The 15,573-nt window shown below is 49.9% G+C and carries 1 protein-coding gene (running past one end of the window); it reads right to left on the minus strand.

Going from position 1 to position 15,573, the window contains the following annotated elements:
* On the minus strand, window positions 1-15,573 hold the 3' portion of the coding sequence (locus KTO58_RS09995) for an SDR family NAD(P)-dependent oxidoreductase (RefSeq protein WP_225860176.1). Its footprint extends 22,914 nt past the window's final position; only the last 15,573 of its 38,487 coding nucleotides appear in the window; the start codon falls outside the window, past its right edge; the stop codon is at window positions 1-3.

Genomic DNA, 15,573 nt, shown 5'->3' on the forward strand with positions numbered 1-15,573 from the left:
TTAAAACTTTAGCTGATGTAAAAATTGGGTCGCCTGATCGATGTCCAGCTGGCCATCTTCTACCTGTTTCAGTACGTCATCCAGGGAAGCGGATGTGTCTGTTGCGGTGGTCTGTATGCGCTGGTCCAGTTCCTCTGCGAGGAAGGTGGTAAATGCACGGATCGTAGGATAGTCGTATACTTTAGTTGCAGAAATTGTTGTCTGGTATTGTTTATTGAGCTGGCGTATCCATTCTACGCTGATGATAGAGTCCATTCCCATTTCAATAAACTTTTTATCAGGGTCTATATCACCCGGTTCGACGTATAATATGTCAGCGAATGTCCTTATCAGTTCATTCTGCAGGGTATTTATATTCCTGGCTGGTTTGACAGGTGGAAGGACCTGTTGAACAGGTATCGGTGCTATGTCCGGGCTGGCAGGTACAGTAGTGTGATCGTTCTGTTGCGGCGTTAACAGTTCCTGCAAGAAGACTGCGAATTCTTTGATAGTTGGATAGTCATAGACCTTGGTGGCTCCGAGTGTAGTGGCATATTTTTTATTGACGGTCCTTATCCATTCCACACCGATGATGGAGTCCATTCCTAACTCGATGAAAGTTTTGGTCTTGTCTATTTCTGCAGGTTCCAGGTAAAGTACGGCCGCCAGGCTATTCACCAATGCTGTTTCCAGTTGTTGTATACGCGGTGCGGTTGTCGCTGTTATTGCTTTTGTTTCCGCAGGCGTAACGGCGGTGGTAGCTGGCACCATTGCCGGTAGTGTTGCAATATTTATTTTTTTCTCTTCGGCTTCCAGTGTTATTGCTACGGGTTGTCCGAGGGTGATAGCGATTGGTTTGGCAATGGGTTCCGATGTTTGTTCGGGTTCCAGGGGTTCCGGAGGAGTAATTACTTTCTCTGCTTTTGCTACCGGCCAGTATACGAGACGTTCAAACGGATATGTGGGCAGGTGGATACGGGCGGGGCGTAGCTGATCGTACAGGTCGCTCCAGTTGATATCATATCCCTGGCAGTAGAGTGTTGCCAATCCATGCAGGTGTTCGGCATAGGTTGTGCTGTCCTGGCGATCCCGGCATTGCAGGAGAAGTTCTTTTGTATAGTTGGCCAGTACTTCCTGTTCTTCAAAAACGGGCGGTACGATACCACGGAATATTTGCGGATGCTGGTCTCCTGACAGGCTGCTGCGCAATGTGGCAATTGCTTCTTCGCGTGTATGTATCACACCGGCAAAGCGATATCTGAAGTGGTGCCGGCCTGTTTGTAAAGTATGGCCTATGGCGGCCAGTGCGGCGGTATCGGCTGCGGGAGATTCGAGGAAGGCTAACAATTGGCTGATCCGTTGTTGCAATGTGCTCTCTGTTTTGGCAGAGAGGAGGAGCAGATAAGCCGGTAGCTTTGCCGCTGCCTTTGCAGCAGCTGCATACTGTTGTACTACTACATGTGCATTGGTGCCGCTCATGCCGAATGCGCTCACGGCGCCCAGGCGGCCATTGGCGTTGGCGGTATCCCAGGTGCGGGTGGATTTATTGACAAAGAAGCAGCTGTCTTTCCAGTTAATATAATCGGTATCCTGTTCACAATGCAGGCTGGCGGGGATCAGGCCGGTCTTTACGGCCTGTACCATATTGATCAGGTTGACGATCCCTGCGGCAGCGAATGTGTGGCCCAGGTTGCTCTTATTGGATGTCAATGCGCAATATTGTTTACGATCGGTATGTTGGCGGAATACGTTATCCAGTGCCTGTATCTCCACGGGGTCGCCTATACGGGTAGCGGTACCATGTGTTACTATGTATTCTATTTGTTGCGGAGCGATCTCAAACCGCTGATATATATTTTGCATCAAGCTACTCTGTGCTGTGCTATTGGGAGCGGTAATACCATTACTGCGACCATCATAGTTCACCCCACTACCTTTAATGACGGCGTATATGGGATCTCCATCCCGTTCTGCGTCGGCCAGTCGTTTTAACATCACTACGGCGATGGCTTCGCCCGGAGTCATGCCGTTGGCTCTTGAATCGAAGGCATAGGATTTTCCATCCGGCGACAACATGCCTGCTTGTCCCATACTGATGAAGCTATCGGGTGTGAGCAGCAGGTTGACGCCTGCGGCGATGGCAGCATCTGTTTCATTTCTCCACAAGCTCATGCAAGCCTGGTGTACGGCGACCAGCCCTGAAGAGCAGGCGGTATTGATAGCCATTACAGGACCATTGAATCCGAGGTGATAGGCTAAGCGAGCAGCCAATATTGCGTTATGTGAAGAGGTGATGTTTCCTTGTCCTTTGGCGAGCAATGCGTAATCGCCCTCTTCTACGCCTACGTACATACCGATGGTTTGTGTAGTAAGTTGTTCGGGGCCGTATCCTGCATCTTCCAGTGTATTCCAGGCTTCCTGCAGCAGGAGGCGCTGGCGGGGATCCATCCCGGTGGCTTCCCGGGGAGAGAATTCAAAAAATGCCGCATCAAATTCTCCGGCTCCTGGTACGGTACCGCACCATTTTCCATTTGTGCGGCCTTCTTCCTGTGCGGGGTCGCCATAGTATTCTTTCCAGTCAAACCGATCTGCCGGTATTTCCTGTACGGCGTTTATTCCACCGGTGAGCAGTTCCCAGAGTTCGGCGATATTCCGTGATTGCGGGAAGCGGCCACTCATGCCGATGATAGCGATAGGGCCTTCCGTCAGGTGTAGAAGTTCTCCTGCTCCGGAGGGGCTAGCTGCGGGGGAAGCGGTAATTGCCGGTGCTTGTTCGTTTTGCTGATACAATTGTGTTATAGCAGTAGCGAAGTTGGTTTCGAAATATGTTACCAGTGCATTGATACTAGCATGTCCGAAGAAGACGGCTGGGGTGATGGTAGTATTGAAATGATTGCTTAATGTTTTTGCCAATGCGGACAGTTTGATGGAGTCAAAGCCAAAATCTGCGAGGTTCACTCTTGGATCCAGTTTGTCTGCATCTATCTTTAATTGGTGGCTGATGAATCCTTTAATGTCTGTTTCGAGGCGTTTACTATTATTTTGTTTATCTGATTTGATGGTTGTTCCGTTGCTGGCCGGTGCGAGAGCGGGAGGTGCTGTTGTTTCCGTAGCTGGTGTTACACCGAGGAAACGATGTATGCGTTCCTGTTGGCCTGCCAATACGAGGTAGGTACCTTCGGGCTGTGCCAGTAATTGTTCGAAGAGAGCAATGCCTTCTGCGGCATGTAGCAGGCGTTGTCCGCTGGTTCTGAGATACAGTTGGGTACTGGCATCCTGGTCAAAGCGCATTCCACCCTCTTTCCATAGTGGCCAATTGATGACCACTGTTTTTCCGGGATATCGTTGTGCGCTTCTATACTGACCATAAGAAAGCTGGAAGCGGTTGCCGATGGCGTAATCGCAGGAGCCGAAGTCACCTATAATAGCTGAGGAGGACGAGAAATAGCAGACAAAGGCCGGCGGATGCGCAGTGCAGGTTTCCTGCAATATCTTATCCAACAGCAAGGTGCCTGTAATTTTCGGTGATAATACGTTGCTGAACCGTGGCCATTCATTATGCTGCAGCAGGGTATCTGCTGCGATGCCGGCGGCATGTATGACACCATCGATCCTGCCGTATGTATCCAAGGCTGTCTGGAATACCTGGCGTAATGCTGTTTCGTCGCAAACATCTGCCTGTATATAATGTACGTTTGCTCCCAGTTTTTGCAGCTCCTTCAATATTGCGGAGCGATCACTATTTAATGCGGAGCGGCCGGTAAGCAGCAAGGTAGCTTTATATTTTCCTGCCAGGTGACGGGCGAATAAAGCGCCTAATCCACCGGTTCCTCCTGTGATCAGGTATACTCCATTTTCTACCAGTATATTTTCTGCCGGTTGTAGCAGGATGGGTTGTACGCTGCGGGTCTTCCTTTTTCCTTTTTCATACCAAATGCTTTGGCCTGTCTGCAGGTGTAGTTCTTCCCAGCCTTTTTGGATGAGATTGGGTTCTTCTGCTTCAAATGCTATTAAGCGCAGGCGGCTGCCCGGCAGTACAAAAGCCAATGATCTTTCAAATCCTATCCAGGTATCTATGTACACACGATCTATTGCGGTATTGATACGGGCAGTCAATATTATTTCTACCGGTGGTAATGCTGCTGTGGCAAGTGATTTGAGCAAGCAGAATATATGGTGGTATTCCTGTTTCAGCTCCTGGTCGTTTGCCATGTACCATATGGCTGTTTTGCCCGGTAGTTGGGATATGTTATTATACAGTTGGCTATAGTCTTCCGGTTGCTGGGCATTTAAGGTAAAATGCGTGGCATTTATCTGCCGGAAGCTGTTGTCATATTCAACGAATATGACACGTGTATCTGTATTATGTTGCTTTAAATACGCTGTTACAGTTTGGGTAGTTTGTTTGTTGCCTGTAAAGCAAAGTATGGTGGCAAACTGTTCGGTTTGTTGTGTATTTACAGGACTTGTCACCCAATGTTCTGTAAAGGTGAGCAAGTCTTCAGGATCGGTATTATTTACAGGCGGTATGTATGTTATTTTAGCAACTGCCGGTGTCACCCAATAGTGTTCCTGTGCAAACGGGTATCCCGGTAAACTGAGTCTGCCAGGTATTTGTCCATTGTACAACATTTCCCAGGGGATGTTTGCTCCCTGGCAATAATACGCTCCCAATGCGATGAGTGTATGCCGGTATCTGGCGGGATCATTCAGCAGCTTGTTGCTATCGGCTGCGAGTTCCTTTACTTGTTGCTGGAGGGCGGCTGATAGTCTGAAGTCCGGCTGTACGACATCTGTTTGTATCTGTGTTGTACCTGTATCATTCAGCCAGTTTGCGAGGAGGGTTATTGCTTCTTTCTGGTCATTTACGGCGCAAGCTAGGCGATGTGGAAAATGATAGCGGCCAGCCTGTAGGGTATAGATGAAGGCCGTCCATTCCTGTGGTACAAGTGTACGTGCTTTCAGGTAGCTGAGATATGCTGTTACTCTTGCTTTGAGTGCCGCTGTTGTTTTAGCGGCAATTACCAGGAGGTATGTTGGCAATACGGTTGCTTTTACGTTGTTGACCGCTTCTTCCACTACCATATGGGCGTTAGTGCCGCTCATGCCGAATGCGCTGACGGCGCCTATGCGATTGCCGGACGCCTGCCATGGGCGACATTGTTGGTTGACATAGCAATTACTGTTATCCCAGTCGATATAGTCGCTTTCCTGTTCATAATGCAGGCTGGCTGGTATGATGTGCTGCTGCATGGCGCTGATCAGGGTAATGAGGCTGACGAGGCCGGAAGCGGCGAAGGTATGTCCCAGGTTTGTTTTAACGGAAGTCAGGGCACAAGCGGCCTTTTTTTCTGTGTAATGACTGAACACTTCATTGAGTGCCTGTATTTCAACCGGGTCTCCCAGGCGGGTGCCGGTACCATGTGTGATGATGTATCCGATTTGTTCCGGGTTAATCTGGTGGCTGGTGTATACGGATTTCAGCAATGCTGCCTGTGCGGCGCCGCTTGGTGCGGTGATGCCATTGCTTTTGCCATCGTAATTGACACCGCTACCTTTGATGACGGCATGAATATGATCGCCATCGGCGACGGCTCTTGAGAGTTTCTTCAATACCAGGACGACTACTGCTTCTCCCGGCACCATGCCATTAGCACGTTTGTCGAATGCATAACATTTCCCATCTTCCGAGAGCATACCGGCCTGCTGCATTCCTTCAAAGCCATCTACGGATAATATCAGGTTAACGCCTGCTGCCAGTGCGGTGTCGCATTCATTGTTGCGCAGGCTTACGCAAGCCTGGTGTGCGGCTACCAATCCGGAAGAGCAAGCGGTATTGATAGTCATTACGGGGCCGCTGAAATTGAGGAAGTAGGCTAAGCGGGCGGCCAATATACCATTATGATTAGCAGTAATGGTGGATTGTTCGGCAGACAGGAATCCATACTCCCCCTCTTCTGCACCGACGAACATGCTGATACGTTCTTTTTTGACATGGCGTTCGCCATAGCCAGCATCTTCCAGTGCGTTCCAGGATTCCTGTAAAAGCAGGCGATGGCGTGGATCCATCTCTATTGCTTCTGCCGGAGAGATATTAAAGAACAAAGGATCGAATTCATCGACACCGGGGAGGTATCCTCCCCAGTATTTGCCAGGTGTTGCCGAGGGGTCGGTGAAGAAACGTCTGTATTGCCGATCGGCGGGCATGGGTGTGATCTTGTCTATGCCATTGGCCAGGTCATTCCACAGCTCTTCGATATTATAAGATCCCGGGAATCTACCGCTCATGCCTATTACAGCTATAGGTTCTGGTATTGTCGTAGCCGGCTGTGATCCGAGGGGGAGCGTGCGAGGTGCGGCTGTGGCCGGCGCGTCAGCAATACATAGCTGGTATCTTTTTTTCATTGCAAGCGCGTGCGTCTGCAGGAAGTAGTTTGTAAGCTGTGCAATGGTGGGATAGGTAAAGAATAAAGCCGGGCTGATACTGATACTGTAATGCCGGCTTAGTTCACTCGCGAATGTAGCCAATGTGACAGAATCGAAGCCGAATGCGGCCAGGCTTTCTTCTATATCCAGCCGTTGGGATGGTATAGTCAGTAGTCTGCTGATGATAGATTGGAGATCCTGTTCGATACATGTTGTCAATTCCAGTATGGAGTTGCCTATATGTACGTTGGATGCCGGTTCTTCCTGCGGGGTATCTGGCGGTGGCGAGGGGAATACCGGTGAGTAGGTGACAGCCTCCTGTTTACGGTATGCTGCCTCTATCCAGTATTTTTCGTTTGCAAACGGGTATACCGGCAGGGATACTTTTGCCGGCACCTGTGTGGTATACAGGCGCTCCCAGTCGAAGTCCAGGCCTTTCACCCATAGTTCCAGCAGTCTTCCATAGTTTTTCTTTTCCAGCCATTTTGCGATAGCATCCTGCAGGGTTTCGTCTTCGAATACATGTAAGGTCTCTTTATTGCCTTTCAATTGTCCTGTATAGAGCTGATCGGCTATATCGCCATTCAGGAAGGCTTGTAGTTTGGTAACAACTTCTTCGAGGGTATTAACGGTCACTCCCAGGCGATGTTCCATGTGTTCGCGTCCTGTCTGCAAGGTATATGCTATGTTTGCCAGCTGTGCATTGGTATAGTGTTCCTCTTTCAATGTTGCTATCAGCTGCTGCACCTTTACGGTCAGTCTTTCCTGTGTGCGAGCGGATATTACTATTACTACCGGGAGGTTTGTTTTGAATGAGGCTGCCGGGGTGGTATATTCTTCGATGATGATGTGGGCGTTGGCGCCACCTGCACCGAAGGAAGATATGCCAGCTACGCGAGGATATTCCTGTAGTGTACCCGCTGTATCCAGCAAGGGTCTGTTCCAATCTTCCAGCTGTTGTTGTACACGGAAAGGGGTATTATGGAAGTTAATATTCGGATTTGTCCGGTCGGCATGCAGAGTGGGGACCAATTGTCTGTGTTGCATTTGCAGCAATACTTTGGTAAGCCCAGCGATGCCGGCAGCTGCTTCCAGGTGGCCGATATTACTTTTAACAGCGCCGATTGCGCAATACTGTGTATCGCGGGTATCTTTTTCAAATGCCTGGGTGAGGCCGGTAATTTCGATCGGATCGCCGAGGGAGGTACCTGTACCATGGGCCTCTACATAGCTTATGGTTCTTGCATCGACGCCTGCTTTATCTAATGTTTCCCTGATAAGGTCGCGCTGTAAATTGGGGTTGGGCACCGTATAGCCATTGGTTTTACCACCATGATTGATGGCGGATGCTTTTACGACACCGTAGATATGATCGCCATCGGCTTCTGCTTTTGACAATGGCTTGAGCAATACGGCCCCTACGCCTTCACCCGGAACGAATCCATCGCCGCCGGCGCCGAAGCTACGGCATTCCCCACTGGCGGAGAGCATACGCTGTGCACTCAGCAGGACGTAGTTGGACGGGTGTACATACAGGTTTACGCCACCAGCGATGGCCATTTCACATTCTCCCCTGCGCAGGTGTTCGCAAGCTTCGTGTATGGCGGTCAGAGAAGAGGAGCACATGGTATCTACCGGCATGCTTGGTCCATGCAGGTCCAGCAGGTAAGAGACCCTATTTGCTACGGAGCTGAAGGAGGTATGTGGGAATGCCTGTGTACCCTGGCTACGCATGGGTGGGCCATACAATTCATATCCCGTTTTGGTGATACCGGCAAACACTCCTACTCTGCTATTGTATTTTCCGGCGATGCTATCTTTCGTGTAGCCGGCATCTTCCAGTACTTCCCAGCAGGTTTGTACAAACAAACGTTCCTGCGGGTCCATATTGAGGGCTTCGCGTGGAGATATATTAAAGAATAACGGATCGAAGCTGGCGAAGTTATCCAGGAAACCGCCCCATTTGCTATAGCTCTTCCCTTCGCGTGCTGCTGTCTCCGGGTCTTGTAAATAGAATCCTTCCAGGCTCCATCTTTCTTCTGGTATCTCGGTGATGGTATTGCGGCCTGCGACCAGGTTATTCCAATAGGCAGCTAGGTTGTCTGCCTGCGGATAGCGGCCACTCAGGCCGATGATTGCGATGGGCTCCTCCCCTGCTATATAGCTACTTTTTATTGCGGGCGATGAAAGATTAAATTGGCGGGGCCCCCATTTTACCAGTCCTGCTATCGCTGCGGGCGACGCGGCTTGTGGTAATGCTTCCAGCCCGGTCCATCGGGTAGCGGCAGCGGCATGGTGTATAACAAAATATTCTGATAACGCATTCAAATGCTGGTATTCAAAAAACAGTGTCTTGGATATTGTGCCAAAGGTCTGTTCCAATTGCTGATTCAGGTTTGTGATGATGATGGAGTCGATGCCATAACTTTCCAGCGGCTCTTCTGCATCTATCCTAGCAGCTTCCAGTCTGATCTGGCGGGCCAACATTTTCTTCAATTCCTGTACTACTCTTGTCTTCAGTTGTTGTTGCTGTTCTTTGGTCAAACTGATCGTTGCCGCAGTTGTTGTTCCGGTCGTTTTCCCAGGTAGTAAGGCCAGTAGTTTCTCGGCCTGTCCATGTAACACCAGTACCTGGGAAATGCCAGTTGATAAGGCGGTATGTAACGCAGTAAGTCCGGCAGTATCAGGCATTGGTGTTACGCCAGCGGCGGTGAGTTGTGCCAGTATGCTTTTGTCGACATTCATGCCGCCATTCTGCCACAAGGGCCAGTTGAAGGATATACTCCTGCCCGCTCTGAGACCGGCGGCCACCAACTTGTTACGATGTTGTATGTAGGCATCCATAAAGGCATTGGCAGCGGCGTAGTCTACTTGTCCTACGTTGCCCAAAACGGCAGCTACGGAGGAACTGGTGATGAAGAAATCCAGGGAGATATCCTGGGTGGCTTCATCCAGGTATTGTGTTCCGTTCACTTTGGGTTGCAGTACCTGCTGTGCTTCCGGTGCTGACTTACGGATGATGAAGTTATCGCTGATGCTACCTGCATTATGCAATATGCCATTCAGCTGGCCGAATGCATCTATGATGTATTGTAACAATTTTTCTACTGCATCCTGGCGGGAGATGTCAGTTTGTTTATACACTACTGTGGCGTGGGCAGTATTTAATTCGCGCAGTAACAATGACTGTTGTTCACTCAGCTGGCTTCTTCCTGTCAGGATCAGTGTCACCTGGTTTGTATGCCGGATGATATCGCGGGCAAACAGCAGTCCCAGGGCACCCATTCCGCCGGTGATCAGGTATACCGCTCCATTTTTCCAGACAGGCACAGCAGATGGGTCCTGTGCTGTTATTGTTGACCATTCTTCTATATGACGCTGTCCTTTGATAAACCTGATATGTGTGTTGGGCAGGGCAGCATCCAGTGCATGTTGTTCGTATAGTTGTCTGCAGGCATCCCAATCTTCGTATTCCAGCAGTTGTCCACGATAGTGAGGTGCTTCCTTTTCCAAGGTCTTTAACAGCCCCTGTATCCCTCTTAGGAGCGGTGTTGCCGCTGTTATCAACACCTGCAGTATCGTCTGTTGTTTTTCCTTTTGTTTTAGCCAACCTGCGATATGATCAAGTAATTGTAATACATAGTCCTGGTAGCGTTCTGCGGCAGACGGTGCATTTGCTTGCAGTATCAATGCCTTGGGGTATGTATCAGTCAGCCAGGTGATTGTTCTTTCATCTGGTTCTATCAGGATCATTATCTGTTTGTCCTGGTTAGCTGCATATGTTGTTTGTGGCAGTGATGTCCAGGAAGGCTGTAGCAATAAGGTGGACGCTGCTTTTGTTTTTCCTGCTGCCTGATAGCGGTATTCCAATCCTTTGAAGGCAGCGTACACGGTTGTTCCGTTGTACAAGGTGATATCCCAGCTAGAAGGTGTTGCTGTGGTATCGGTGGTGGTGCTTGCGATCTGTAATTGTCCGGTTACCGTGGTAACGATCTGAAGTTCTTTTAATCCGGAGGGATATAACCGGCCGGCATCAGTATCCGGCAATGTTGTCAACGGACGTTGCAAGAGGGAAAGCGGGAGTTTCCATTGTTCCTCTTTCAGTGCTGTCAGGAGGTTTACACCCGGGAGGGAAGCTGGTATTTCATTGAGGGTATCTGCCTGTAAGGATGCTTTCCCCTGCAGATAAACCTGGTTGTGATCATAAATTTCGAAGTGAATCAGGCCGCTGGCATTTTTGTATAAGGCAGTGAATAAGGTTAGTGGTTCACCGGTGATGGTAACGGGAGCATCCCAGACTATTTCTGACAAGGTAACAGCCAGTTCTTTTTGTGTTACTTCTGACAATGCTGCCAATACCATTTCGAGCAGTCCCAGTCCTGGCAACAGGTATTGTGTACCATCCGGATGTTGTTGCATAATTTGTTCAGCACCATTTAGCGTGGTGGTAAACAAGGGGCCATCGAATCCTGAAATATTCCGATGCAACAATGGATGTAATACGGGTAGGTTGGTATGTGCACTGATATTCATTACTGCAGTGTCCAGCAGATCGCCGACCCAGTATTTTTCTTTTGCGAAGGGGTATCCGGGGAGGCTGATACGCTGTATGGACAGGCCGCTGTATAATCGTTGCCAGTCGAATTTGAGGCCTTTTACCCATAACTGTAATATCCTGCCGAAGTTCTGTTGTTCGAGCCATCTTTCTATGGCAGGTCCCAGGTCGTCGTCGCCCAGTAATCCAAGTGTATCTTTCCCGGCTTTCACTTGTCCATGATAAATACCATTGCCGGTAGTGGTTCCGGTCAGGAATGCTGTCAATTGTTGTTTGAGTTGTTCGATATCTGCTGTCAGGAAGGCGGCTCTTTCTTCCAGGTGTTCTCTTCCGGTCTGCAGGGTGAAGGCAATTGACGGTAATTGGTGACTGGTATAGTGTTCATTTTCCAGGGTCTGCAGCAGTTGTTGTACGACTGCTGTCAGGCGTTCGCTGTTCCTGGCGGACAGTGTGATCATGAATGGTCCCTGGCTGGTTGTTCCGGCTACTTTATTTACCGGTATGTATTCTTCCAGGATCAGGTGTGCGTTGGCGCCCCCTGCTCCGAAGGAAGACAGTCCTGCCATGCGAGTGTATTTATTATCGCCCGTCAGTGTCGGTGTATCCCATTCCTGTAGTTGTTGTTGTACTTTGAACGGTGTGCCGGAGAAGTCTATATTGCTATTGGTATCTGCGGCATGGAGGCTGGGGACGAGGGTTTTATGTTGCATTTGCAGGATGATCTTGGTGAGCCCTGCAATACCTGCGGCTGCTTCGAGATGGCCGATGTTGCTTTTTACGGCACCGAGGGCACAATATTGCGATGTGGTGGTATCTTTTGAGTAGGCTTGTACCAGGCCTGTCACTTCGATAGGATCTCCCAATGCGGTGCCGGTGCCATGTGCTTCCACGTAGGAGATGCGGCTGGCTGTCACCCCTGCTTTCTGGAGCGCTGTTCTGATGACGGCAGCCTGCGCGGTGGGGTTCGGTACGGTATAGCCATTTGTTTTACCACCATGGTTGATACTACTTCCTTTTATTACTGCATATATGTGGTCGCCATCGGCTTCTGCTTGGGAGAGTCTTTTTAGCAGTACGGCGCCAACGCCTTCGCCCGGTACGAATCCGTCGCCACCTTCTCCGAAGGAGCGGCATTGTCCGCTTTCTGAGAGCATCCTTTGTGTGCAGAGGGCGCTGTATGTATCGGGATGTACATATACGTTAACGCCACCTGCTATGGCCAGTTCGCACTCATTACGTAAGAGGTGTTCACAAGCTTCATGGATAGCTGTCAGGGATGAGGAGCACATGGTATCTACCGGCATGCTGGGCCCTTGCAGGTTGAACAGGTATGATACCCTGTTGGCGACGGAACCAAAGGAGGTATGCGGGAAGATGGTCTCTCCCTGTCTTCTTAACAGGGGGCCATATAGTTCATGGCCGGTTTTGGTAATACCTGCGAATACGCCTACCCTGTTGTTATGGCGGGAGGTGAGCAGTTCGCGGGTATATCCTGCATCTTCCAGCGCCAGCCAGCTACTTTCTATAAAGAGGCGTTCCTGGGGGTCCATGCACAGGGCCTCTTTAGGGGCGATGTTAAAGAACAATGGATCAAAGGCCGAGAAATTATTCAGGAAGCCGCCCCATTTGCTATAGCTTTTTCCCTTTGCGATGGCGGCGTTGGCATCCGGATAGTAGAAGTCTTCTAAAGACCAGCGTTCGGCAGGAATTTCTGTTATACAGTCTTTCCCGGCTTTCAGTTGTTCCCAGAACTCCCGGATGTTATCTGCGCCAGGGTAGCGGCCGCTGATGCCGATGATGGCAATTCCTTCCTGTGCCGGCAATGGGTTAGTGTTGGCGGCAAGTCCGGATGCGGGGGCTGCTACTATTGCAGCAGCACGATGTTTTAGCGGTTGTGCAGCGGCGGGTGACTGAACGGCTGACCATCTGGGTATTTGCAGGCCGGTCCATGTTTCTGCCTGTGACGGATATACGGCGGCGAGGTGAGCGGCTAATGCTGCCAGTGTCTGGTATTCGAAAAACAGGGTACGCGGTATATTGCCGAATGCTGTTATCAATTGTTGGTTCAGCCGGGTGATCAGAATAGAATCTATGCCATATCTTTCCAAGGGTTCTTCTTCACTTATCTCTACCGGATCTATTTTCAGCTGTTTACCTAATAATGATTTCAGTTGTTGCAAGACCGCTGTCGTGAGTGCTTCTTTGTTGATAGCTACCGGGGTATGATTTTGTTCTGCTATGGGAAGTCCATCGTTTACATAGAGCGGTATCTGTTGGAGTTTCTGGTGATCACCATACAATACCAGCGCCTGTACACTTGCGGTATTGTAGCTATAATGAAGGGCTTGTAAGCCTGCTTTTACGGGTAGGGGTAACAATCCTTTTTCTGCCGCCAGTTGCTGGTGTTCTTCGGCTACTTGCATGGCTCCCTCTTTCCACAAGGGCCAGTTTACTGATAATGAGCGGCCGCTTCTTTCGCCTCTGTCAGCCTTCTTTTGACGCGTGGTCATGTAGGCATCCATGAAAGCGTTGGCCGCGGCGTAATCGGCCTGTCCGGCGTTGCCAGCGACCCCTGCAATGGAGGAACAGCAAATGAACCATGACAATGGCAGTTGGCGAGTAGCCAGATCCAGTGCGACCAGTCCCTGTACTTTGGGTTGTAGTACCTGAAGGGCTTCCTGAGGCATCTTCCGGATGATATAGTTATCGCGGATCACGCCTGCTGCATGCATGATGCCATCCAGGCGGCCATATTGCTGAATGATATGTTGTATCAGTTCCTGTACATCTTCCTGTCTGCTGATGTCCGTACGGTGGTACACGACTGTTATTCCGTTCTGTCCTATTTCATCTGGTTGTCCCTGCCAGGCTGATCTACCGGTCAGGATAACGGTTGCTTTTTCTACCTGTGTGATGATATCCTGTACGAATAAGCGTCCCAGGCCACCCGCGCCACCTGTGATGAGGTAAACGCCTTCTTCTTTCCATAGGGTATTTGTTTTATTGTCCTTTTCAGAAAGTGGTTGCCATGTTTTTACATAGCGGGTATCATTTATATCGTAACGGATATAGTTATTGACTGCGGCGGTATTTTCCAGGATGTATGCGGCGATCGTATCTGGTTCTTTCCAGCTGTCCAGTGTGAGCAACTGCCCTTGCAGGCCCGGATTTTCCTGTTTGGCGCTATTGAGTAATGCCAGTAGTCCTTCATAGAAGGTATTGTCTTCGCCGGCAGTCAGTAATTGTACCAGGCATGTTTTGTTGTCTCCGGCTGTCAGCAGTTCGCGTATAATATCGAGTAAGGTTATTGTTACGGAAGTGTATCTATCTGCGATATTTCGTGCGGTAGCTTCCAGTGTTGTTATTTTTATCTGCGGCAATAAGCCTGGCAGGGAGCTGCTTATATTTTCCGGCGGCTCACACAGCAATACGATATGTTTTATCTGTGTATGGGATGCTGCAGGTGCCGGCAGCGAGGACCATGCTGGTGATAGTATCAAGGTATCTGCGGGGGCAGAGAAGGTTGCTGGCGCTGGTGCCGGCAAGGGTACCAGGATAGCCGCTTTTTCCCAATAGCGATCACGACGGAAGGGGTATGTAGGCAAGTGTACTTTTGCAGACCGGTGACTGTCCTGAATGGGCAAGGTGATATCCCAACCTTGTACCCAGGTATTTGCCAGGATAGGCCAATCTTTATTTTCCCAGGCGGTTGTTATCGCAGCTGTTTTATGTTGATCAGCCGGTTTGTTTTTGCGGGCGTAGCCGGTGAATATCTTGTCTGCGTGTTCACCTCCTGGTGTGGATGCGAGCAATGCCAGCAGATGTTCTCTATTTTCTGCTACTATTGCCAGTCTTTCTTCCCACTGATCTCTTCCTCTCAGCAAGGTATCGGCGATGTCTGCCAGGCTGATTAAGGGATTTGCTGTTATAAACTGATGTAGTTGTGTGGCGTAAGCCCGGAGGCGTTCTTTGGTCCTGGCGGATATTACTATCAATGCCGGGGCATCTTCTTTGCTGGTAGTTGTGGTGGGCATCGTATATTCTTCTACTACCAGGTGAGCGTTGGTACCGCTGAAGCCGAATGAGCTGACGGCTGCTCTTCTCGGTGTGCCCTCTGGTGATTCCCAGTTGCGGACGGCGGTATTGATAAAAAACGGTGCCCCTTCCAGGGAGATATGTTCATTCAGTTGATCAAAATGTATAGTTGGGGGGATTTCTTTATGGCGGAGGCTGAGTAGTACTTTGATGAGGCTGCCGGCGCCTGCTGCTGCCATGAGATGTCCTATATTACTTTTTACAGATCCCAGTGCGCAATAAGGGGTTATGTTTTGAGGTTGGGCGAATGCTTTGATCAGGGCTTCGACTTCTATGGGGTCGCCAAGTTTGGTACCGGTGCCATGGGCTTCGACCATTGTTATGGTGGCAGGATCGATATTGAAGCGTTTATATATTTCCTGTTCCAGCGAGGTCTGTGATTTTACGCTTGGAGCGGTGATGCCATTGGTCTTTCCATCCTGGTTGATGCCCCATCCCCGGATCACGCCATGTATGGCATCTCCATCTCGTTGGGCATCGCTCAATCTTTTCAGCAGTACGACACCGACACCTTCTCC

This window comes from Chitinophaga pendula, from assembly GCF_020386615.1.
Classification (GTDB): Bacteria; Bacteroidota; Bacteroidia; order Chitinophagales; family Chitinophagaceae; genus Chitinophaga; species Chitinophaga pendula.